Origin of the sequence: Streptomyces arenae (assembly GCF_022343545.1) — a bacterium.
Taxonomy (GTDB): domain Bacteria; phylum Actinomycetota; class Actinomycetes; order Streptomycetales; family Streptomycetaceae; genus Streptomyces; species Streptomyces humi.
Map to the genome: position 1 here is coordinate 194744 of NZ_JAKQYH010000040.1, position 22665 is coordinate 217408.

Here is a 22665-nt window from a genome sequence, read left to right on the forward strand (position 1 = left end):
CGCCCTGTCGTGACAAGAGGGCGTTTGCCGGACGGCCGGGCATCAGGCGAGCGGCAACGGGCGACTCGGGCATTCCCGGACCGGACCGGTGGCCGTTCGGACCGGAGCGGTGGCTGTTTCTGCCTGTCACCGCGAGCCTGCGGCCACCAGGGTCGCGGTGATGGGTTCGAGCTCGGAGATCAGTTCGTCGAGTTCGGCGGGGGTCAGAGCGTCGTACGGTGGGGCGGCGAGTTCGTCGGTGAGGGTTTCGATGCGTTCTTTGGTCGCGCGGCCCGCGTCGGTGAAGTGGCCGTCGGTGTCGATGAGTCCGCGTTCACGCAGGCCGTCCATGACCGCGGCGAGGCGCTCCTTCGGCAGGTGATGGATGCGTCCGAACGACTCCGGCGGGTGGATGCCCTGTTCCAGCGCGGCGAGCACGTGTGCCTCCGTGCCGCCGATCCGCGCGCCCACGAGAGCGGCGATGTGCCCGTCGCCGCGGTGCTCGCGCAGCATGGTGGCGGAATGCCACAGCCGGGCGACCGGGTCGATCGGCACCGCGAGGGAGCGCATCCCCGCGTACATCACCCGGCCTTCCGTGGGCGCGCTCGTCGCGGCCTTGGTGATCAGGTCGGCGGCGCGCACCAGGCCCGGGGAGCCGGCCAGTTCGTCGCCGAGGATCCGCCGCAGGGAGGCCGCGCTGCCCCTTTCCCGCGCGGCGACGGAGGCCTCGGGCGCGATCGTCTCCCAGGCGCTCGGGATGTGCCGCGCGGCTTCCCCGTCGGCGAAGTTGTAGAAGGCCGCGTGCACGACCTGTGCCGGTACCCGCCCCAGCGGCGCCGCGCGGCTGGCGAAGTAGCCGTCCCAGTAGGTCCGGTGACCGAGTGCGGCCAGTTCCTCGTTGCACTCGTCGGCGAAGAACGTGACCAGGCAGATCGGCTCCAGGAGCTCGAACATGCGACGGGCGAGGTGAGTCGTCGGATGCAGGCGCGTCGTGCCCATCGGGGTCTCCTTGTGTCAGGTGTGCCGACTTGGACCGTCCGGCACACCGGAACTCATCGGCGACCGGCCGATGGGAAGCGGTGCGGATGGGTCGGCGCGCATGACCGTCGCGTTCGCCGGCTGGGCCGTGAGAGCGGTGAGAGCCGTGAGAGCGGTGAGCACACGCTCCCGGGCGCTCTTCGAGGTGCCGCGGCCCTACTCGACGACGGTGGCGCGCTCGAGGATGACGTCCTTGACGGGAACGTCCTGGTGACCCGCCCTGCTGGTCGTGTCGACGCCCCTGATGCGGTTGACGACGTCCGCGCCCTCGATGACCCGGCCGAAGACCGCGTAGCCCCAGCCCTGGGCGGTCTTCGCGCTGTGATTCAGGAAATGGTTGTCCGCCACGTTGATGAAGAACTGGGACGAAGCCGAATGCGGGTCCATCGTGCGGGCCATCGCCACGCTGCCGATGGTGTTCTTCAGCCCGCTGTCCGCCTCGTTGTCGATGGGCCCGCGGGTCTCCTTCTGCTTCATACCGACTTCGAAGCCCCCGCCCTGGATCATGAAGTTGTCGATGATCCGGTGGAAGATCGTGGAATCGTAGAAACCGGACGTGACGTACTCAAGGAAATTCGCGACGGTTTTCGGGGCCTTCGCCTCGTTCAGTTCCAATACGATGTCGCCGTAATTGGTGGTCAGCTTGACCTTGGGCACGAGAGCCTCACTATCTGTGCGGGTACGGCCTCGGAACGATCATCCCCATTCTCACCGCCGGACCCGATCCGGGCGAGCGGAGCGGGTGAGAGGGTCACGCGGGCAGGTGTCGGGTCAGTCGCAGGTGGGCGGTCCGCTCGGCGTCGGCGAACCTGGTGCGTCCTGCCTCGGTCAGGTTCACCTCGACCGTCCTGCGGTCGTCGGTCCGGCGGTTGCGTTCGATCAACCCGGCTGCCTGCAAGTGCTTCAGGAGCGCGGACATCCGGGTCCCAGATTCCTGGAGGAACGCCGTCAGCCGCGTCACGGGCACGGGGCGGTTCCCGGCTCCGGCGAGGGCGCCGAGGATGAGGTAGTCGTGGAGCGACAGACCGTGCAACGCCCGCAGCTCACCGTGCAGGAGGCCCAGGCTCCACAAGAGGGACGGCGGCTGGCCAGAGGCGTGCGCCGGAGCGTGTTCGATCATGTTCCCTCCCCGGGATCGGGCAGACGGCCGCGAATGCGCGGCCACCCTCCACAACCGGGTCGTCCGTGTCGTCGGTGGCGGACCGGACGGACACGAAGCCCTCGGATCGGGACGTCCGCGCCGCGTGCGAGCCCTGATCCGCTGCCGGCGGCGCCCTCGCTGTGCGCCGCTCGGCGGATGTCCTGATTTGAGGCTGATATGGCATAGAGGCCCGTGCGGCCGCATTCGCTCCCGGAGCTAGCGTCGGCAACGCGACGTGGTCGCACCGCTCGGTCCGTGACACGGGTGCCGGGTGAGGGCCGCGCCGGGATCGTACGGCCTCACACAGGGAAGAAGGCGTTCCGCGCCATGGCCTCGCACTCGGACACCGCTCGAACGGTGGTTCACGGGCTGGATTTCGGACTCAACGCATGGGTGGTGGACGAGCAGCGCCGGCGTTACCTGCACGACCCCGGCTCGGTCGAGGAGACGTGGCGGCAGTTCTTCGCCGCCCCGGGCACACCGGCTGGCCCGTCGGCGCCCGCTCGCTCCGGCCCGGATCACCAGGGCGTCGACGAGGCGGCACTGAGGGCCGTCCGGGTCGCCGCGCTCATCCACGCCCACCGGGTGCGCGGTCACCTGGCGGCCGGCACGAACCCCCTCGCGCCGCGGCCCGCCGCCCGTCCGGAACTGGGCCTCGCCGCGTTCGGACTCCACGACGCGGACCGGGCACGGCCCGTCGTCGTGGACGGGTTCGCCGGGCGCGCCACCATGACACTCGACGAAGTGCTGGGCGCGTTGCGGGAGTTCTACTGCCGCAGTGCGGGGTTCGAGTACATGCACATCCAGGACTCCCGTGCACGCCGCTGGATCCAGGAGCGCGTCGAGACCGCGCGGCGCCGGCCGGACCACGCCCGGCAGCTGCGGATCCTCCACCGGCTGGGGGCGACCGAGGCCTTCGAGACCTTCCTGGGGACCAAGTACGTCGGACACAAACGGTATTCGCTCGAAGGCGGCGAGTCGGCCATCGTGCTGCTCGACGCCCTGCTGGACAGCGCCGTCGCGGACCATGTCGCAGAGGCCGTCATCGGGATGGCGCACCGGGGCCGGCTCAACGTCCTGGCCAACATCGTCGGCAAGTCGTACGCGCAGATCTTCGGTGAGTTCGAGGACGCGGCGGACCTCGGGTCCGTGCAGGGATCGGGGGACGTGAAGTACCACCTCGGCGCCGAGGGCACCTACCGTGCCCCGGACGGCCGCACGGTGGCCGTCTCGGTCGTGGCGAACCCGTCGCACCTGGAGATCGTGGGGCCGGTCGTCCAGGGAGTGGTGCGTGCCAAGCAGGACCTGGCCGGGGCAGACGACGGGCCCGTGGACGTGCTGCCGATCGTGGTCCACGGAGACGCTGCCTTCGCCGGCCAGGGCGTGGTCGCGGAGACCCTGAACATGTCGCAGCTGCCCGGCTACCGCACGGGCGGGACGGTCCATGTCGTGGTCGACAACCAGGTCGGTTTCACCACGTCACCCGCGAACGGCCGCTCCGGCACCTACGCCACCGATGTGGCCCGCATGGTGGAGGCGCCGATCTTCCACGTCAACGGCGACGACCCGGAGGCCGTGGACCGCGTCGCGCGGCTCGCCTTCGACTACCGCCGGACGTTCCGCAAGGATGTCGTGGTCGACCTGGTCTGCTACCGGCGCCACGGACACAGCGAGGTCGACGACCCCTCCATCACACAGCCGCTCATGTACGACCGCATCGACGCCAGGGCCTCGGTGCGCACGCTGTACGCCGAGGCATTGCTGGCCCGCCGGGAACTCGGCGAACGGGAGGTGGCGGGGGCCCACCGCGACTACCGCGACCACCTTGAGAGGGCGTTCGCCGAGACCCGTACGCTGCCCCCTGCCCGGACCGGCCACTCCGATCCCGGCACCGGAGCGGCCCCGTCGACCGCCGCGCACACGGCCGGCCGGACGGTGACCGCTGCCGAGGAGGCGACCCTGCGCCGGGTCATCGCCTCGGCGACCGGGCTGCCGCGGGGCTTCACCGTGCATCCGCGAGTTCTGCCGCAACTGCGCCGGCGCGCCACCGCGCTCGACACGGGCGCGGTCGACTGGGCCACCGCGGAGACGCTGGCCATCGGTTCGCTGCTGCTGGAGGGCGTCCCGGTGCGGCTGGCCGGGCAGGACTCGCGGCGCGGCACCTTCGGCCAGCGGCACGCCGTCCTCACCGACCGGCACACCGGCGCGGAACACACGCCGCTGCGCGCCCTCGGCCCGCGGGCCGCGGCTTTCACGCCGTACGACTCGATGCTGTCCGAACTGGCCGCGCTGGCCTTCGAGTACGGCTACGCGCTGGCCCGCCCCGAAGCCCTGGTCCTGTGGGAGGCCCAGTTCGGTGACTTCGCCAACGGCGCCCAGACGGTCGTCGACGAGTACGTCGCCTCGTCCGAGCAGAAGTGGGGCCGGCGCTCCGCGGTGACCCTGCTGCTGCCCCACGGCCTGGAGGGCCAGGGCCCGGACCACTCCTCGGCCCGGATCGAGCGCTTCCTGCAACTGTGCGCACAGGACAACATGACCGTGGCCCTGCCCTCCCGGCCGGCCAACTACTTCCATCTGCTCAGGCAGCAGGCGTTGGGGGGCGGCGGACGGCCGCTGGTCGTCTTCACCCCGAAGTCGATGCTGCGGGCGAGGGCGGCCACCTCGGCCCTGCCCGAGTTCACCGAGGGCGGCTTCCGGCCGGTCCTGCCGGACGCCGTCGTCGACCCCGCCCGGGTCACGCGGGTGCTGCTGTGCTCGGGCAAGGTCTTCTACGACCTCGACGCCCGGCGCCGCGAGACGGGCTCGACCGGCACGGCGATCGTCCGCGTGGAGCGTCTCTACCCGTTCCCCGAGGACGAGCTGGCGGCGGAACTCGCCCGTTTCCCCGCTGCCGCCCAGGTGCGGTGGGTGCAGGAGGAGCCGGAGAACCAGGGTGCGTGGTCCTTCGTCGCCCTGCGTCTGCACAGGTCGGCGAGGCGCGCCGTGGAGTGCGTGAGCCGGCCCGAGTCGCCCGCGCCCGCGGCCGGCTCTGCCCGCCGGCACGCCTTGGAGCAGAAGGCGCTCGTGACCTCGGCGTTCCGGTGAGCACCGGCATGAGCCGTCCGGCACCGGAACGCGCTGACCTAGGCGAACACGTAAGGCGCTGACCTTGGCGAACACGTAAAATGCTGCTACCGCGAGAGCGGCCGGAGGACGCGTCATGGCCGAGATCACCTGTCGCAGAATCGATGAGCAGCCGTGCGCTGCGGACGGCCGGCTCTCCCAGCGGGTGCTGGTCGACCGGAACTGGCCGGATGGCATGCGGGGCCACCGCGCGGAGCCCGACGAGTGGCTGCGGGAGGTCGCACCGTCCGCCGGACTCCAGCGCTGGTACGGCCACGACCCCCGGCGCTTCGACGAGTTCCGCCGCCGCTACCTGACCGAACTGGACGATCAACGGCACCGGTACGCGACGGCCCGGCTGCGCACCCTGGCGGGACAGCGCAGTCTGACGCTGCTGACCGCCAGCGAGGACACCGGCCACAGCCACGCCGCCGTCCTCGCCGAGTGGCTGACCGGCTCCGCCTCCAGCGACCCACCCCGTCCGGATGCCGGCCCTCCCGAGCCCGGCGGTACCGGTACCGGCCCAGCCGGTTCCGGCCCTCGGCCGCACCCGTACCGTTCAGCCGTCTCCGCGGCCTTGACCGACCCCAACGCGGGCGCGCTGGCATTCGTCATGGGCACCGGCATCGTGTCCACGGCGCTGTACGTGAACGGCGCCGGCACCGCCTCCGCCGTGCTGCTGTGGGTGGCACTCGCCGGGTTCGCGGTACTGGTGCCCGCCTACGGCCGGCGGCTGCTGCGCCGGCGCGAGCGGGTCGTGGCCGATCTGCTCGGGCCGCGCGGCTTCGCCTTCCTCACCCTCGCCATCTCCTCCAACGTGCTGGCCGCGCGGCTCGTGCCGGACGGCCGCACCACGGCCGCCGCGGTCTTCCTGGCGTTCGGGACGCTGGGGTGGCTGCTGCTGGACTACGGTGTTCCGCTCGCGCTGATCACGTCCTCGAAGCGGGGTCCCTCGCTCGACCAGGTGAACGGCACGTGGTTCCTGTGGGCGGTCGGATCGGAGTCGGTGGCGGTCGCGGCGGCCTCGCTGGCCCGGGTGACGCCGGGACACGTGCTGCCCGTGCTGGCCGTGGTGTGCTGGGGCGTCGGGCTGATGCAGTACTTCCTGGTCGCGGCGATCGTCCTGACCCGACTGCTGGCCCGGCCGGTGCGGCCCGAGGGCCTCATGACGTCCGTCTGGATCTTCATGGGGGCGGCCGCGATCGCCGTGCTCGCCGGTGTCCGGCTGATCGCCCTGCCGCCGGGCAGCACCATGCTGTCCCGCCCCCTCGTCGTCGGGACGTCCGTCGTCCTGTGGTCGTTCTCCAGCTGGCTGATCCCGCTCCTGCTGGCCCTCGGCGTGTGGCGGCACGCGCTGCGCCGCGTTCCGCTGCGCTACGACCTCGGCTGGTGGAACCTCGTCTTCCCGGTCGGCATGTACGCGGTCACCACGCACGAGCTGGGACGCGTGACCGGGACGTCGTGGCTGACGAGCGTGGGCCGCTGGGAGGTCTGGGTGGCCGCCGCGTTCTGGGTCGTGGTGTTCGCCGCCATGGCGGTCACCGGGCTCCGGCCTCGCCGGCCGGCCGCACCTGGACCGCCACACGGCTTCGGTCACCGGCGGGCGCGCGCACTCCGCCGGACGGTCGCGTGACGCAGGGAGTACCAGGCGACCACCGCCCAGGCCGCGACGAGCAGGACGTACAGGGCGACGGCGGTCCAGACGAACAGCTCCGAGCCGGTACGGGCGGCGAGCGCGCTGGTCGCGGTGACGCAGGCGCCGAGGGGGAAGATGAAGGACCACCAGGTGGGTGCGAAGGGCAGCCCCCTGCGGACCTCCCGTACGGTCAGGGCGGTGGCCAGCACCAGCCACAGCAGGGCGAATCCCCAGATCCCGAGCCCGCCCAGCAGCGCCGCGACCGCGGTGCCGCGCGCGTACGGCGCGGGCAGCACGGTCGGTGCCGCCGTGGCCAGCGCACCCAGTGCGGTCACCGCCTGGTCCAGTGCACCCACGCCGATCCACACCGTGGGCACCACCGGCCCGCTGGGCGCGTCATGGTGCACCAGCCGGCTGTACACCATGGCCAGCACGAGCAGGACCGCGACCAGCCCGACCCCGAGCAGCGCGTAGCAGCCCAGCAGCAGGGCCAGCCGGACCTGACCGGCCGGCGCCCGCGGGACGAGCAGCGCGCCCGTCGCCGCGGAGACCAACGGCGGCACCACCGGCAGCAGCCAGCCGCCGAACGCCGCGTCCGGCTGGAACCGGTGCCGCGTCACCATCAGATACGGAACCGTGCAGGCGGTGGCCAGCCCCAGTACCGTTCCGGCCGACCACAGCACCCAGTCCACGTCCACCGCCGCCCGCACCCCGGTCAGACGCCGGCCCAGCAGCAGCGTCCCGGCCCCGACGGTCAGCAGCGCTATCGGGGGCGCCCCGAAGAACTGGGCCAGTACCGGATCACCGGCGTGCGCCCGGAGCATCCGCTGGCCGGCGTAGACGCAGACCAGCACGGCCAGCAGCAGCGCGGTTCCGGCCCAGACGACCGTGGCGGCCCCGGCGAGGCCCGGGAAGCCGCGCGGCAGGCCGGCGGCCGCGACAGCCACGATCCCGCTGCCCATGACCGCGGCGAACCAGCCGGGACCGAGTTGTCCCCGCCCGTTGCCGGTCGCTCCGGCCGGCCGGTCTCGGGATCGGGGAGTCGGGTTCGGAACCGAATGGTCCTGGGACGGGATCGTTCGGCCGGTTCCGGAATGGGATGCCACGGTGCGGTGTGCCTTCTCTTCTCGTGTCGGACGGGTCACCGTCCGCGATGACGTCGGTGCCTCCGACGCTATGGCGAAGCGCGGCCTCCGCCACAGGACAGCACGCGCCATGACACCCTCACACCTGGACATCGGGGACCGTAGGGGTCCCTGGTGTCCGGGTCCGACCGGGAGGGTTCGGTTATCAAACCCATAAGATCTGGGCTGGGGCCAGTTCGTCCGGGAGGCACACGATGAAGGACATGCCGTCAGGCAGGAAGCCGCTGCTGGTGACCGTGCTGGTCTTCCCCGGCGTACGGCTGCTCGACGTCACGGGTCCCATCGAGGTGTTCGCGACGGCCAACGAGTTCGGCGGTCGTTTCCGGGTGCGCGTGGTCTCCCCGGACGGCGCCGACGTGGTCACCGCGTCCGGCACGGGACTGCACGTCGACCTGGCCGCCGGACAGGTGCGGGAGGCCAGTGACGTGGTCGTCGTCCCTGGTGGCCCCGAGTGGCCCTCCCTTGCGAAGGACGACGCCCTGTTGGGCGCCGTGCGAGCACTCGACGCACACAGCCGCTGCACCGCTTCCATCTGCACCGGTGCCTTCCTGCTCGCCGCGGCCGGGCTGCTCGACGGACGCACGGCGACCACGCACTGGCGCTTCGCCGACCAACTCGCCCTGCGCTACCCGCGGGTGACCGTGGCAGCCGACGCCCTGTTCGTGCGCGACGGCCACATCATGACGTCGGCGGGGGTCAGTTCGGGTATCGACCTCTCGCTCGCCCTGGTCGAGGAGCACCTCGGCGCCGACGTCGCCCGCGCCGTGGCCAAGGACATGGTCGTGTTCATGCAACGGCCGGGCGGCCAGTCGCAGTTCAGTGTCCGTACCCACACCCCGCGGGCCAGGCAGGAGATGCTGCGGCGGGTCCTGGACGCGGTCGCCGAGGACCCCTCCGGCTCACACACCCTCGCCGCCATGGCACGGCGTGCGGGTGTGAGCTCGCGGCACATGACGCGGCTGTTCCACGAGGAGATGGCCACGACCCCGGCCCGCTACGTCGAGCGGGTCCGGATGGAAGCCGCCCAGGCGATGCTGGAGGGAAGCGACGACCCCATGGCCACGGTGGCCCGGCGTACCGGGTTCGGCTCGTCGGAGTCGATGCGCCGGGCCTTCACGCGCAACCTGGGCATCACACCCGGCGCCTACCGCGCACGCTTCCGCACCACACGCGCCCCGCACACCCCGGCCGAGCCCGCCTGACGGCACCTCCACCGGCCAACCATGACACCGACGGCCGTACAGCTCCCCCGTGAGCGCCGGGCGATCCCCTGGCTCCGGCCGGTTCAGCAGCCGGAGTCGGCTAGGACGAAGTAGCCCGTGGCGGTCTCCTTCAGCGTGTGGGTGACGGCCACGTTGTACAGGCCCATGTCCTGGTCGGAGCCGTTGGCGTAGGTGTAGCCGCCGCTCTGGTGCGCGCGTCCGGCCTTGACCTGGTTGTAGTTGTTGTCGGTGTAGCACTTGGGCGCGGCGCCTGTCGTGGTCGCCGTGACCGACGCGGACGTCGTGCCGACGGCGCCGGAGGAGTCGACGGCGGCCACGGTGTAGCTGTAGGAGGTGGCGGCGGACAGGCCGGTGTCGGCGTACGTGGTGCCCGTCGCGGAACCGACCTTCGTGCCGTTTCGGTAGACGTTGTACGAGGCCGCGCCGCTGACGGAGTTCCAGGACAGTGCGGCGCCGGTGTCGGTGGTTCCGGTCACGGTGAGGCCGGAGGGGGCGGGCAGGGAGCCGGTTCCGCCCTGGTCTCCGCTGCCGTCCAGGCCCCAGAACTTCGCCGTGTGGTAGCTGGAGCAGATGTGGTCGAGGTAGTACGTCCCGGTGGTGCCGCACTGGTCGGCGCCCGAACCGGGGTCCACGGCGAGGCCGTGCGCCATGCCGGAGATCGAGAACAGGGCGACGGCGGGCTTGCCCGCGGAGTCGTTGTAGACGCTCTCGGTGGTGCCGCCGGTCAGGTTCCGGGTGCTGGAGGCCGTCTGGCCGATGCCCCACACGTCGGTCCACTGATCGCGCAGTTCAGTGCCGTTGACCGGGGCGACGGTGGTGTCGGAGCTGCCCTGCCAGACGGCGACGCGCGGCCATGGCCCCGAGTACCCCGGATAGGAGTTGCGGACCTTGTCGCCCCACGCCTTCGGAGTGAGGTTCTGGTTGCTGTACTGGCAGCCGGAGGCGGCGCTCTGGGTGGCGGCGCACTGGGCGGGAAGGCCCGAGTCGACGGAGCCGCCGGCGAACACGTCCGGGTAGTCGGCGAGGAGGTCCGCGGTCATGCCGCCGCCGGCGGACAGTCCGGTGACGAAGATCCGGCTGCGGTCCGAGCCGTACCGTGCCACGGCGGTGTCGACCATCGGCACGATGGAGGCCGCCTCGCCCTTGCCCCGGGTGTCCTTGGTCGAGTCGAACCAACTGAAGCAGGACAGGCTGTTGTTGGCCGTGCCGGTCTCCGGGTAGAGCACGGTGAAGCCCCACTGGTCGGCGAACTTCTGCCAGCCGGAGTGGGAGTGGTAGTCGTTCGCCGACTGCGTGCACCCGTGCAGGGCGACGACGAGCGGCGCGTCGGCGGGCAGGTCGGAGGGCGCGTACACGTACATGGCCAGGTTGCCGGGGTTCGAGCCGAAGCCGGTGACCTGTTGGAGGGTGCCTGCGGCCGCCGCGCTCGACCCGGAAGGGGTGACGACGGTCAGGCCCACGATGACGGCGCCCACGGCAACAGCCCGTTGGGTGTGCCGGAAGAGCCTGCGCCAGAGGGAGCGATGCATGTGCGACTCCGTGGGGTGGAGAGGAGAGGAGAGGAGACGGGAGGGGCGGGGCAGAGTGGGTAAGGGTGAGCACGGCGCCCGCCGTCGTACCCGGCTTGCTGTCGTACTGGCTTGCTCGAGGCGGACAGTACGACCGGCTGGGCGGCCGACGACATGTGAGGGAGAGCCAGGACCGCGGAGCACGGCATGGCGCGCGCACCCATGGTGTCGGCGATGCCCCTGTGACACATGGCGGAGCCGTCGGCACATGGTGGCCCCATCTACCTCGCCGCTTGAAAATGTGTTGGCGACCCACATGTCTCACCGCGTAAGTCCTACCTACCGTGTTCGGCCATGGACAGCACCAAGGGCCCCGACGAGGGCTCGCCCCAGCATCCCGGCCGCGGCGACGGCACCGGGCCCGGCCTGGCCTCGAGCCGGTTTCTCGTCGGCCGCAAGGTTCTGGTCACCGGTGCGGCCAGCGGGATCGGCCGGGCGTGCGCCGAGGCCTTCGCCGCTGCCGGCGCCGAGGTCTACGTGGTGGACCGGGCCGCCGAGGCCGCCAAGGAGGTGGCCGCGGCGATCGACGGTATCGCCGTCGTGGCCGACCTCGCCCAGGCCGCGGCCGTGGACGCGCTGCCGGACGACGCCGACATCGTGGTCAACAACGCGGGTATCCAGCACGTCGCCCCGGTGCACGAGTTCCCCCCGGAGCGGTTCGCACTGATCCAGCGGGTCATGGTGGAGGCCCCGTTCCGCATCCTGCGCCGCACGCTCCCCCACATGTACGCGCAAGCCTGGGGCAGGGTCGTCAACATCTCCTCAGTGCACGGTCTGCGGGCCAGCCCCTACAAGTCGGCGTACGTCACGGCGAAGCACGCGCTGGAGGGCCTGAGCAAGGTGGTCGCCCTGGAGGGCGCCGCACATGGTGTGACCAGCAACTGCATCAACCCCGGCTACGTCCGCACGCCGCTGGTCGAGAGGCAGATCGCCGATCAGGCGCTCGCCCACGGCATCTCCGCGGTGGATGTGATGGACCAGGTGTTCCTGGAACGCACCGCGATCAAGCGCCTGATCGAGCCGGCCGAGGTGGCCGAGGCGGCCCTGTGGCTGTGCACCGAACGCAGCGGATACCTCACCGGCAGCTCGATCCCCCTGGACGGTGGCTGGACAGCCCACTGAAACCCCGTCAGCCCGCGCGCCGCCCTGCCGGCGCACCGCAACCGAACCGACTCCTCCGGAAAACGGTGACAACCATGCCCAGCGCTCACAACGCCGTGAACGACCCAGCCACCTCCAGAAGCCCGAGCGGACTGCGCAAGATCGTCGCGGCCAGCCTGATCGGCACGACCATCGAGTGGTACGACTACTTCCTCTACGGCTCGGCCGCCGCCCTGGTCTTCGGCCGCGTCTTCTTCCCCGAGTCGGACCCGCTGACCGGCACCCTGCTGTCCTTCCTCACCTACGCCATCGGCTTCGCCGCACGCCCGGTCGGCGCCGTGGTCTTCGGTCACTTCGGCGACCGGCTCGGCCGTAAGAAGCTGCTGGTGATCAGCCTGCTGATGATGGGGCTGTCCACCGCCCTGATCGGCTGCGTCCCCGGCTACGACACCATCGGCGTCGCCGCTCCCGTGCTGCTGACCGTCCTGCGTCTCATCCAGGGCTTCGCCCTCGGTGGCGAGTGGGGCGGCGCGGTGCTGCTGGTCTCAGAACACGGGGATGCGAGGCGACGCGGCTTCTGGGCTTCCTGGCCACAGGGCGGCGCACCGGCCGGCAACCTGGTCGCCGTCGGCGTGCTCTCCCTGATGACCACCGTGCTCAGCGACGACGCGTTCAACACCTGGGGCTGGCGGGTGCCGTTCCTGCTCTCCGCCGTACTGGTCATGATCGGTCTGTGGATCCGGCTGTCCGTCGACGAGTCGCCGCTGTTCAAGGAGGCGCTGGCCAAGGCCGAGCGGCGCAAGGCGGAACAGCGGGCCGAGCAGCCGCCGTTCGTCGCGGTCGTACGCGACCACTGGCGCGACATCCTGGTCGCCATGGGCGCCCGCATGGCCGAGAACATCTCGTACTACGTCATCACCGCGTTCGTCCTCACCTACTGCGTGGACCACCTGGGCATCGCCAAGCAGACGGCGCTGAACGCGGTGCTGATCGGCTCGGCCGTGCAGTTCTGCCTCATCCCGCTGTTCGGGGCGCTGTCCGACCGGGTCGGGCGCAAACCCGTGTACCTGGTGGGCGCGGTCGGCGTGGGCCTGTGGTCGTGGGCCTTCTTCGCCCTGCTCGACACCAGGTCGTTCCCCGCCCTGGTCCTGGCCGTCACCGTCGGGCTCGTCTTCCACAGCGCCATGTACGCCCCCCAGGCGGCGTTCTTCTCCGAGCTGTTCGCCACCCGGATGCGCTACACCGGCGCCTCCATCGGAGCCCAGCTGTCCTCGGTGGCGGCCGGCGCCCCCGCCCCGCTGATCGCGACGGCGCTGCTCGGCTCCTACGGCGACTCCACCCCCATCTCGGTGTACGTCGGGCTGGCCGCCCTGATCACCGTGATCGCCGTCGTCGCCTCCCGTGAGACCCGTGGCCGGGATCTCGCCGCGATCGAACCGGACGGCGCCGCGACGCGGGCCGCCGCGGACCGGGAGACGGCCGCGTCCGCCTGACGGCCGCCCCCACTGCCCGGCCGGAGGGCCAGGGCCCTCCCGGCCTGGGAGGGGCCTGGCTCTCATCGGTCTGAGAGGGGTCTGGCCCTCATCGGCCCCGTCCCGCACGGCCGTTCCCTCCGCGACGCCCGTCCTCCGGCCCCCTGCTCACCCGTACTCCTACTCCTCTGCTCACCCTTACTTCGACTCCCCTGCTCACCCACGACGCGACGGTTGACCGCCCATGCCGCATGAACCCACTCCCGCCATCCGTCATCTGCGTCGGCTGCTCGAACTCCTCGCCGCGGGCGCCCCTGCCGAAGACCTCGGTGCGGTCGCCGTCGAGGCCCGAGGCAGCGGGGCCGTGACCGAGGATCTCGCGGAGGTCGAGCGGGCCACCGAGGCTGCGCTGCGCGTGGGGACCACGCTGCGGCAGCACCGGCGCCGGGAGGCGGAGCTGACCGCGCTGTTCGACACCGCAGGCGACCTCGCGGCCCTGCGCGACCTCGACGCCGTGCTGCACTCCATCGTCCGGCGCGCCCGCATGCTCCTGGGCACCGACACGGCGTACCTCACGCTGCCCGACGAGGAGGCCGGCGACACCTATATGCGCGTCACCGACGGCTCGGTGTCGGAGCTGTTCCAGAACCTGCGCCTGGAGCTCGGCGAGGGCCTCGGCGGTCTGGTCGCGCAAACCGCACGCCCCTACGCCTCCCCCGACTACCGCACCGACGACCGCTTCCTGCACACCGGCAGCATCGACGCCGGGGTCCTGGACGAGGGCCTGGTGGCGATACTCGGCGTGCCACTGCTGCTGGGGTCGGGAAGCGGCGGCCAGGTCATCGGGGCGCTGTTCGCCGCGGACCGCACTCCCCGCACGTTCGCCCCGGACGAGGTCGCCCTGCTGTGCTCGCTTGCCGACCATGCCGCCATCGCCATCGACACCGCCAAGTCGATGGCCGACGCGCGCGTCGCGATGGCCGAACTCGCGGAGGCCAACGCCGTGATCCGTGAGCACTCCGCGGCCATGCAGCGTGCCGAGGAATCACATGACCGGCTCACCGATCTGGTACTGCGCGGCGGCGAACTCCAGGACGTGGCTGCCGCCGTGGCCGGTCTGCTGAAGGGGGACGTCGCGGTTCACGACGGCTCCGGATGGCCGCTCACCTCGGTCGCCGTGCGCGGTGGGGCGATCGCCGGGGGCGCGGCGGACACCGGCGGCACGGAGGAGGAGGCGGCGGCGCTGGTCGCTGCGGCGGAGAGCTCACGCGCGGCCGCCCACGCGGTCTTCCGTGACGGGCGCTGGGTGTGCGCGGTGCTGGCCGGGCAGGAACTGCTGGGCTGCCTGGTGCTGTTCGGGCGGCCGGACCTCGACGGGCCCGACCGGCGGCTGTTCGAACGCAGCAGCGTCGTGACCTCGTTGCTGCTCCTGTTGCGGCGTTCGGTGGCGGAGACCGAGAACCGCGTACGCGGCGATCTGCTCACCGACCTGCTCACCGCGCCCGCCCGCGACCCGGCCGGCCTGGTGAGCCGCGGCCGCCGCCTCGGCATCGACCTCGACCGGCCCCACCTGCTGCTGGTCGCCCGCACCTGCGACGCGGCCCGCGAACGGCTCGCGGACGCCGCGGTGCAGTACCTGTTCGGGTGCGGCGGTGTCAGCGCCGAGCACGAGGGCGCGGTGGTGCTGCTGCTCCCGTGCGACGGCACGGGCCCGGGGGAGGCGGCCCGCGGCGCGGCCGGGCAGCTCGGCCAACTCACCGGCGCTCCGGTCACGGTGGCCGGTGCCGGGCCGGCCGCCGGGCCGCGCGGCATCGCCGACGGGCATGCCGAGGCCCTGCGGTGTCTGCGGGCCCTGCATGTGCTCGGCCGCCAAGGGCACGGGGCGAGTGTGGCCGAACTGGGTTTTCTGGGCGTGCTGTTGGGTGACCTTCACGACGTGGACGGCTTCGTCACCGCCACGTTGGGGCCGCTGCTGGACTACGACGCCCAGCGCGGCACCCAACTGGTCCGTACCCTGCGTGCCTACTTCGACTGCGGCGGGAGCCTGACCCGGGCCAAGGAGGCGCTGCACGTGCACGTGAACACGGTCGTGCAGCGCCTGGACCGCATCCAGGTGCTGCTGGGCCCCGACTGGAACACCCCCGAACAGACCCTGGAATTGCAACTCGCCCTGCGCCTGCACCTGTTGGCGGACGCCTGACGTCCGAGCGCGGGTAGGCGGCACGGCTCCGGCCGCCCGGGTCACCGGGACGCCGTACCGCCGGGTTCCCCGGGTTCCTCCACGTCGGCCGCGGTGAGCAGGTGCTGTGCCACGACCCGGGCGCCCTCGTCACCGATGATGACGGAGTAGTGGTTGGTGTCGGGTACCGACCGGGTGCGCACCATGGCGGGATCGAGGCCGGCTGCGGCCAGCCGCTGCTCGTCGTACAGGCCCTGTGGCTCATCCATCAGGCCGCGGGGCGCCCACAGCAGCACGGCGGGCACGGGCAGCCGGTGCACCGCGCCCGACACCTGCGCGCCGAGTTGGTCCACGCCGTCGGTGCGGACCGCCTCCAGGCTGCACGACGAGCGCAGTTCGGGCTCCTCCCCCACGAGATCACGCTGGATGTAGTCGTCCACCCACGGCGACCAGGAAGTGGTGAAGGCCGGATGCGCCTTCCAGAACGTGCGGTAGGCCTCGCGGTCCGGGAACGTCATGGACAGCCGTCGCATGGCCGGGCCGAGCACCGCGGTGATCAGTTCGTCGGGATCGAGTCCGGCGGGCACGGGGAAGCCCACGCCGCCGTCCACCAGGAGCAGGGCCGTCAGCAGGTGCGGGTGGCGGACGGCGGTCAGGGCCGCGGTGAACGCGCCCATGGAGTGGCCGGTCAGCACCACCCGGCCCACGCCCAGGGCGTCCACCACGGCCGCCATGTCGTCGGCGTGGGCCGCGATGCCGTACGGGCCGGGTACTCCCCGGCTGCCGCCGCGGCCGCGCAGGTCGGGTGCCACGAGGGTGACCCGGCCGGCCAGGTGGTGGGCGACGCGCGCCCAGCTCAGGCCGTTGGCCGTGATGCCGTGCAGCGCCAGGACCACCGGCGCGCCCGGATCGTCGGCCGGCCAGCGCGACACCGCCAACCGTCCGCCGGGCACCGGCACTTGGAACTCCTCGCGCGCCGGCGGCGACCCGTGCTGACGGGCCGTCGCTCCGTTTCGCGGAGTGGGACTCATGGCGCGGGAACCTCCTCGCGTCCGGCTGCGGCGTGGGACGGGCGGGCGGCGCGCAGCCGGGCCGGGAGCCGGGCCACGCCGCCGGGCAGCAGGTATATCACCGCGACGAACAGGGCGCCGAGCAGGAACAGGGGCTGCGAGAGCGGCACCCGGACCACCGCGGGCAGGCCGGCGACCGTGTCCGAGCCGGCCAGGTCGGTGAGCCGGTGGTCGGCCCAGGTGTAGAGGATGCCCCCGGCCATGGGACCCCACCGGCTGCCCGAACCGCCCAGCACCACCATCACCAGCAGGGAGAGGGTGAAGTCGGAGGTGGTCGTCTGCGGAGTGGCGCCGCCGGTCAGCAGCAGGTAGACGAGGCCGCCGAGCGCGGCCAGGGTGCCGGCCAGGACGAAGGCGACGAGCTTGAACCCGTAGGGGCGCAGTCCGAGGACCTCCACCCGGCGCTCGTTCTCCTTGATGCCTTCCCAGACCCGGCCGACGGGTGAGCGGACCGCCCAGTGCACGACGGCGAGCACCACCACCAGGTAGGCCAGGGCGATCCAGTACAGGTTGGCGGTGTGCTCGATGCCGACCAGTGCGGCGGGCAGCTTGTCCGCGGGTGCGGCCCGGCCCTCCTCGCCGCCGGTGACACCGCCGGGGTCGCGCTGCACGAGGATCGACGCGGCCTGCGCGAAGGCAAGGGTGACCATGGAGAATCCGATGCCGCTGACGCGGAGGCTGACCGCGCCCAGCAGGGCGGAGAGCACCGTGCCGGCGAGCAGGCCCAGCAGCGCCGACGCGGCGAACGGCAGGCCCGCCTCGAGCATCACCGTGTTGGTGACGTAGGTGCCCGCGGCGAAGTAGAGGGCGTGTCCGAAGGAGAGCAGTCCGGTGCGGCCGAGCAACAGGTCGTAGCCGGTGGCCAGGCCGCCGAAGAGCAGGCACAGGGCGAGCAGTTGGAGGTTGCCGGGGCCTCCGATCGGGCCGTCGAGCAGGCCGGGCAGCGGCAGCGCGCTGTAGGGCACGGTGAACAGCGCCACCAGCAGCAGGGCGGGCCACCAGCGGGTGGCGCGCCGCAGCCGCTGGGAGCGGGCGTCCAGGGGGTGGTCGGCCGCGCGGGACCGGCCGCGCGGCTGGGTGGCGGTGGTCATGCGAGCCTCCCGGTGAGCCCTCGCGGTCTGACGAGCAGGAGGGCGGCGAGCAGGACGACGACGGCGAGGTCGCCGAGCCCGGCGGTGGTGTAGTAGTTGGCGAACTGCTGGACGAGGCCCACGGCCACCGAGGCCAGCGCGGCGCCGGTGAGCGAGCCCATGCCGCCGGTGACGACGACCACGAAGGCGAAGATGAGCAGGGACGTGCCCTGGCCGGGGTCGACGGAGCCGAAGTAGAGGCCGCCGAGGGCACCGCCGAGGGCGGCCGCCGCACCGCCGATGGCGAAGACCAGGGTGAAGGCCTTGCGCACGTCGATGCCGAGCGCGGTGACCATCGCCCGGTCCTCGACGCCCGCGCGCACCACCAGTCCGTGCCGGGTCCGGCCCAGGAACAGCTTGAGCGCGCACAGCACGACCAGCGCCGCGCCGATCAAAACCGGCCGGTCGAGCGGCACTTCGGCGCCCAGCACGGCGAAGGTGCCGGACAGTGCCTGCGGGCCGGGGAAGGGACGGGCGTCCGGTCCCCAGATCGCGGACAGCAGGGCCGGTACGGCCAGGCCGACACCCACCGTGGCGAGGATCTGCTCGCGGGGGCGGGTGTAGAGGGGGCGGATCACGGCGAGTTCGAGCACCACGGCGGCGACGGTGCCCACGGCGGTGCCGAAGACGACGGCGAGGACGAACCCGGCTCCGCCGGAGCCTGCGCCGGGCAGGTGGCCGGTGGCGGCCCACCAGGTGCCGTAGGCGCCGACCGAGAGCAGGGCGCCGTGGGCGAAGTTGAGCACGTCCATCAGCCCGAAGATCAGCGACAGGCCGGAGGCGACCAGGAAGTACAGGGCCCCCAGCCCGAGTCCGGTGAAGGTGAGCAGCACGACGGTGGACATCAGGCGTCTGCCTCCGTGGTCCGGGCGGCGGGACGCGCCGCACTGCGAACAGGCGAACCGACGGTCGGCCCGCCGGTGCCGCCGGTGCCGATGCGGCCGGTGCTGGCGCCGCCAGTGCGGCCGGTGCCGGTGCCGCCAGTGCGGCCGGTGCCGCTGCCGCCAGTGCGGCCGGTGCCGGTGCCGCCAGTGCGGCCTGCGGTGCCTATGCCGCCGGTGTCGCCAATACCGCCGGTGCCGCCGGTGCCTCCGACGGCGAGCAGTCGGCGGGCGGCCTCGGCGTCGGCGAGGAGGTCGGCGGCCGGTCCCTGGTGCGCGGTGCGGCCGTCGGCGAGGACGACGCAGTGGCGGGCCAGACGGCGCACCAGGGCGAGGTTCTGCTCCACGAGCAGGACCGGCACCGCCTCGGCGGCGCGCTCCAGCACCTGGGCGACCTCGGTGACCACCTTGGGTGCCAGCCCCTTGGTGGGTTCGTCGGCGATGATCAGCCGGTTGCCGTTGAGCAGCGTCCGGGCTATGGCCACCATCTGCTGCTGGCCGCCGGACAGGGTGCCTGCGGCCTGCCGGGCGCGTGGTTTCAGCTCCGGGAACAGCGTGTGCACCAGGTCGTAGGCCGGCTCCCCGGCACCGGGACGCTCAGCCAGGCGCAGGTTCTCCGCGACGCTGAGGGACGCGAAGACGCCGCGGTCCTCCGGTGCGTAGCCGATGCCCCGGCACACCAGGGCGTGGGTGGCCAGGCGCACCGTCTCCTCGCCGGCCAGCAGCACGCTGCCGGTCCTCGGCACGAGCCCGAGGATGCCGCGTACGGTGGTGGTCTTCCCGGCGCCGTTGCGGCCCAGCACGGCGGTGGTGCCCGAGGCGGCCACCTCCAGGTCGACGCCGTGCAGGATGTGCTTGCCTCCGATCACGACCCGCAGGTCGCGCACGGCCAGCAGGGGTGCCGCGGTGGGAGTCACAACTCCTCCCCGAGGTAGGCCTGTTGCACGGTGGTGTCGGCCATCACGGACTGCGGGGTGTCCAGCGCCAGCAGTGTGCCGTGGTGCATCACGGCCAGCCGGTCGGCCAGGTCCAGCAGCACGTCCATGTGGTGCTCGACCATGAGCACGGTGCGTCCCTCTTCCTTGTGCAGCGACCGGATGAGTTCGGTCAGCGCGGGCACCTCCTCGGCGCTCACGCCGGCCATCGGCTCGTCCAGCAGCATCAGCCGGGGCTCGCCGACGAGCAGGACGGCGAGTTCGAGCTTGCGTTTCTCGCCGTGCGAGAGGGCTTCGGCGCAGGTGTCCGCGCGGTGCGTGAGCTGGGTACGGGCCAGCACGCCGTCGATCCGTTCCGGGGAGGTGTCGGCGCGGCGCCAGATCCGGTACGAGCCGCCGTCCGCGGCCTGCGCGGCGAGCCTGAGGTGGTCGGCGACCGTCATGCCCGGCCACAGGCTGGAGGTCTGGAAGGTGCGTCCGAGGCCGCGCCGGGCGCGGGCGTACGCGGCCTCGCCGGTGATGTCGCGGCCGTCCAGCTCGATCGTGCCCCGGGAGACCGGGTTGAGTCCGCTGACCAGGTTGAACAGGGAGGTTTTCCCTGCCCCGTTGGGGCCGATGAAGGCGAGGAACTCACCTTCGCGTACGTCGAGGGAGACGGCGTCGACGATGGTGGCGCCGCCGACCGTCCAGCCGATGTCACGCAATCGGAGCACCGGGGCCGGGAAGGCGTCGGACTTCCCGGCGTCCTGGGCCTCCGGGGCGCTCGGCGACGTCGTGTCGGAGGGAGACATCGGCTCAGCCCGCCGGCTTCGCGGCCGGCGGAGCGACGGCCGTCATCGGGATGCTGTCGGTCAGTTCGGGCCGCGCGGCGCTGCCGCTGCCGTCGAGTTTGGCGGTGAACATCGGCTGCAGCAGGGCGTGGTCCTTCGCGCGGATCTGCTCCTTGCCCTTGGGCCCGTCGAAGGTCCAGCCCTCCAGTGCCTCGGCCATGGCGGTGCTGTCGGTGGCGCTGCCGGACTCGATCGCGTGCACGATCATCTGCGCGGCGGTGAAGCCGTCCGGGCTGAACAGGTCGGGGGTGCCGCCGGCCTTCGTGATGCCGTCCAGCATGGCCTTCTCCACGGGGTTGCCGCCGCCGGCGCCCGGGAAGTAGTGCGCGAGGAAGGCGACCTTGGCACCGGCCGCGCCGAATACCGGGTACGAGGCGGTGCCCGCGAGGCCGGTGACGACCTTGCTCGCGTCCAGGACGCCCTGCTGGTTCAGCGCGGTCCACAGCGCGGGGGCGGTGGTGCCGGCCCAGGCCACGAACACCAGGTCCGGGTTGCCGGCCCGGGTCTGGTGGGCGAAGGGTGTGAGGTCGGTGGCGCTCGGCGGCGCCAGCACGGAGCCGACGTGTGCGCCTTTCGCACCCAGGACGGCCTTGACCGCGGCCACGTTGGCCTGTCCGAACGCGGAGTTCTGGGCGAGCACGGTGACCTTCTTGCCCTTGGCGTCGCCGAGCAGCGTGCCGGCGGTGAGGATGTCCTGGTACGACTGCCGGCCCGAGCGGAAGGTGTAGGCGTTGACGCCGGTGACCGCGTCGGTGGCCGCGGGCCCGCTGACGTAGAGCACCTTGTTCTGCGCGGCCAGCGGCGCCATCTGCAGGGCCACGCCGGAGTCGGTGGTGCCGGCGAGGATCTTGTAACCCTTGCCGACGAGGGTCTTGGCAGCGGCGACCGCCCTCGCCGGGTCACCGGCGTCGTCCTCTTCGGTGACCTGGACCGGGTGGCCACCGGCCTTGTTCGTGCCGTGCGTGGCGTAGGCCAGCCCCGCCTTGAAGCCTTCCTCGTACTGCTTGCCGTAGGCGGCCAGCAGTCCACTGCGGGAGTAGACCAGCCCCACCTTCACGGGAGCGGACTTTCCGTCCGAACCGGCCGTGGCGGTGCCCGCGGTGCCGGCCGACGAGCAGCCCGCGACCAGGGCGCCGACCGCGACCAGGGTGAGGGCGCGAACCGATCTGCTTCTGAAGGTGTCCGTGAGGTGAGAACGCATGACGTACGGCTCCTGACAGTGCGGTGCTGGATTGCCGGAACCCTAGGAGCGCCGTACGACAGACGGCATGTTGCCAATCACCGTTCTTTCAGGCCCAGTCATGGCGCCGACACACATGGCCTGCGTCGGTCGCTCCAGGCAAAGGTGAGCAGCACCCGGTGTCGGCACGACGTGGCGGCGGGCCGGGCCGACGGACACGACACACCCCGGTGGAAGAGGAAACGGCATGGACAAAGTGATGGCCGCGGCCGCGCGGGCAGTGGCGGACATCCCCGACGGTGCGACCCTCGCGGTCGGCGGGTTCGGCTTGTGCGGCATACCGTCGACGCTGATCGCAGCGCTGGCCGAGACGGGTGTGTCCGGCCTGCGGGTGGTGTCCAACAACTGCGGTGTGGACGACTGGGGGCTGGGTCTGCTGCTGCGGGCCGGCCGGATCGCCCGGATGACCTCTTCCTACGTCGGAGAGAACAAGGAGTTCGCCCGCCAGTACCTGGCCGGCGAGCTGGAGGTGGAGCTGACCCCGCAGGGCACCCTCGCGGAGCGGCTGCGGGCCGGCGGCTCCGGCATCCCCGCCTTCTACACTCCGGCGGGGGTGGGCACCCAGGTCGAGGAGGGCGGCCTGCCGTGGCGCCACAGTGCCGACGGCGGCGTCGCGGTGGCCTCCCCGCCCAAGGAGACAAGGGAGTTCGGCGGCCGCCGCTACCTGCTGGAGGAAGCCATCGTGGCCGACTTCGCCCTGGTACGGGCCGAGGTCGCCGACCGGCACGGCAACTGCGTCTTCCACGCGGCCGCCCGCAACTTCAACCCGCTGTGCGCGATGGCGGGACAGGTGACCCTCGTTGAGGCCGAACGCATCGTCGAACCCGGCGAGCTGCCCCCGGACGCCGTGCATCTGCCGGGCGTGTACGTGGACCGGGTGATCGCCGTCGACCACTCGCTGGACAAGCGCATCGAGCGCCGCACCGTGCGCTCCGCGCGCCTCAGTGCCGGCACAGCCGCCGCACGCACCGCCGCCCCTGCCCCTGCCCCCGCCC

The 22665-nt window shown here is 72.2% G+C and carries 17 protein-coding genes and 1 pseudogene; 7 read left to right on the forward strand and 11 right to left on the reverse strand.

Annotated features, from left to right (window positions below; all coding sequences use genetic code 11):
- Positions 1–126 precede the first annotated feature (126 nt).
- The 3 genes from MB828_RS17085 to MB828_RS17095 form a co-directional block, all read right to left on the reverse strand.
- A complete protein-coding gene (locus tag MB828_RS17085) occupies positions 127–978 on the reverse strand; it encodes an SCO6745 family protein (RefSeq protein WP_301648937.1) in 852 nt (283 codons plus the stop codon).
- A 195-nt stretch (positions 979–1173) separates the two neighbouring features.
- Positions 1174–1674 carry a peptidylprolyl isomerase gene (locus MB828_RS17090; RefSeq protein ID WP_343236175.1) on the reverse strand — a complete coding sequence of 167 codons (501 nt, stop codon included), beginning with the start codon at positions 1672–1674 and terminating at the stop codon, positions 1174–1176.
- 94 nt (positions 1675–1768) lie between these two features.
- The gene (locus tag MB828_RS17095) at positions 1769–2137 is read right to left on the reverse strand and encodes a MarR family winged helix-turn-helix transcriptional regulator (protein WP_301648938.1); all 369 of its coding nucleotides are present in this window, start codon (positions 2135–2137) and stop codon (positions 1769–1771) included.
- Positions 2138–2485: 348 nt separating this feature from the next.
- Between MB828_RS17095 and MB828_RS17100 the strand changes: the two genes are divergently transcribed.
- On the forward strand, positions 2486–5242 hold the full coding sequence (locus MB828_RS17100; protein WP_301648939.1) for a multifunctional oxoglutarate decarboxylase/oxoglutarate dehydrogenase thiamine pyrophosphate-binding subunit/dihydrolipoyllysine-residue succinyltransferase subunit: 2757 nt from the start codon (positions 2486–2488) through the stop codon (positions 5240–5242).
- A gap of 115 nt (positions 5243–5357) precedes the next feature.
- Complete coding sequence (locus MB828_RS17110; RefSeq protein WP_343236176.1) at positions 5358–6893, forward strand: DUF488 family protein, N3 subclade; 1536 nt, start codon at positions 5358–5360, stop codon at positions 6891–6893.
- On the opposite strand, the gene MB828_RS17115 is transcribed toward MB828_RS17110, so the two are convergent.
- Positions 6854–7858 (reverse strand): C4-dicarboxylate ABC transporter, encoded by a 1005-nt coding sequence (locus tag MB828_RS17115; protein WP_430381395.1) that lies wholly within the window; start codon positions 7856–7858, stop codon positions 6854–6856. The genes MB828_RS17110 and MB828_RS17115 overlap by 40 nt on opposite strands.
- Positions 7859–8244: 386 nt before the next feature.
- Here MB828_RS17115 and MB828_RS17120 point away from each other — a divergent pair, with 386 nt between their 5' ends.
- On the forward strand, positions 8245–9243 hold the full coding sequence (locus tag MB828_RS17120) for a GlxA family transcriptional regulator (RefSeq protein ID WP_301648941.1): 999 nt from the start codon (positions 8245–8247) through the stop codon (positions 9241–9243).
- 83 nt (positions 9244–9326) lie between these two features.
- Here the strand turns inward: MB828_RS17120 and MB828_RS17125 are convergent, their stop codons facing one another.
- Complete coding sequence (locus MB828_RS17125) at positions 9327–10793, reverse strand: extracellular catalytic domain type 1 short-chain-length polyhydroxyalkanoate depolymerase (RefSeq protein WP_301648942.1); 1467 nt, start codon at positions 10791–10793, stop codon at positions 9327–9329.
- A gap of 333 nt (positions 10794–11126) precedes the next feature.
- Here MB828_RS17125 and MB828_RS17130 point away from each other — a divergent pair, with 333 nt between their 5' ends.
- The 3 genes from MB828_RS17130 (at position 11127) to MB828_RS17140 (ending at position 15605) form a co-directional block, all read left to right on the forward strand.
- Positions 11127–11954 (forward strand): 3-hydroxybutyrate dehydrogenase, encoded by an 828-nt coding sequence (locus tag MB828_RS17130; protein ID WP_301648943.1) that lies wholly within the window; start codon positions 11127–11129, stop codon positions 11952–11954.
- 74 nt (positions 11955–12028) lie between these two features.
- The gene (locus MB828_RS17135; RefSeq protein WP_301648944.1) at positions 12029–13426 is read left to right on the forward strand and encodes an MFS transporter; all 1398 of its coding nucleotides are present in this window, start codon (positions 12029–12031) and stop codon (positions 13424–13426) included.
- Positions 13427–13649: 223 nt separating this feature from the next.
- Positions 13650–15605, forward strand: a complete 1956-nt coding sequence (locus MB828_RS17140) for a helix-turn-helix domain-containing protein (protein WP_301648945.1) — start codon at positions 13650–13652, stop codon at positions 15603–15605.
- Between the two features lie 41 nt (positions 15606–15646).
- On the opposite strand, the gene MB828_RS17145 is transcribed toward MB828_RS17140, so the two are convergent.
- From MB828_RS17145 to MB828_RS17170, 6 genes and pseudogenes are all read right to left on the reverse strand, one after another.
- Positions 15647–16615, reverse strand: a complete 969-nt coding sequence (locus MB828_RS17145; protein ID WP_301648946.1) for an alpha/beta hydrolase — start codon at positions 16613–16615, stop codon at positions 15647–15649.
- Positions 16612–17745 (reverse strand): branched-chain amino acid ABC transporter permease, encoded by a 1134-nt coding sequence (locus MB828_RS17150; protein ID WP_301648947.1) that lies wholly within the window; start codon positions 17743–17745, stop codon positions 16612–16614. Before MB828_RS17150 ends, MB828_RS17145 begins: the two co-directional genes overlap by 4 nt.
- A complete protein-coding gene (locus tag MB828_RS17155) occupies positions 17742–18629 on the reverse strand; it encodes a branched-chain amino acid ABC transporter permease (RefSeq protein WP_301648948.1) in 888 nt (295 codons plus the stop codon). The genes MB828_RS17150 and MB828_RS17155 overlap by 4 nt, the downstream gene beginning before the upstream one ends.
- Positions 18630–18874: 245 nt before the next feature.
- A pseudogene (locus tag MB828_RS17160) lies at positions 18875–19552 on the reverse strand (ABC transporter ATP-binding protein); the annotation flags it as partial.
- A 26-nt stretch (positions 19553–19578) separates the two neighbouring features.
- Positions 19579–20391: an ABC transporter ATP-binding protein gene (locus tag MB828_RS17165; protein ID WP_301648950.1), complete on the reverse strand. Its 813-nt coding sequence runs from the start codon at positions 20389–20391 to the stop codon at positions 19579–19581.
- 4 nt (positions 20392–20395) lie between these two features.
- A complete protein-coding gene (locus tag MB828_RS17170) occupies positions 20396–21631 on the reverse strand; it encodes a substrate-binding domain-containing protein (RefSeq protein ID WP_301648951.1) in 1236 nt (411 codons plus the stop codon).
- A 226-nt stretch (positions 21632–21857) separates the two neighbouring features.
- Here MB828_RS17170 and MB828_RS17175 point away from each other — a divergent pair.
- Positions 21858–22665: CoA transferase subunit A (locus tag MB828_RS17175; RefSeq protein WP_301648952.1), on the forward strand; the 808-nt coding region annotated here is incomplete at its 3' end.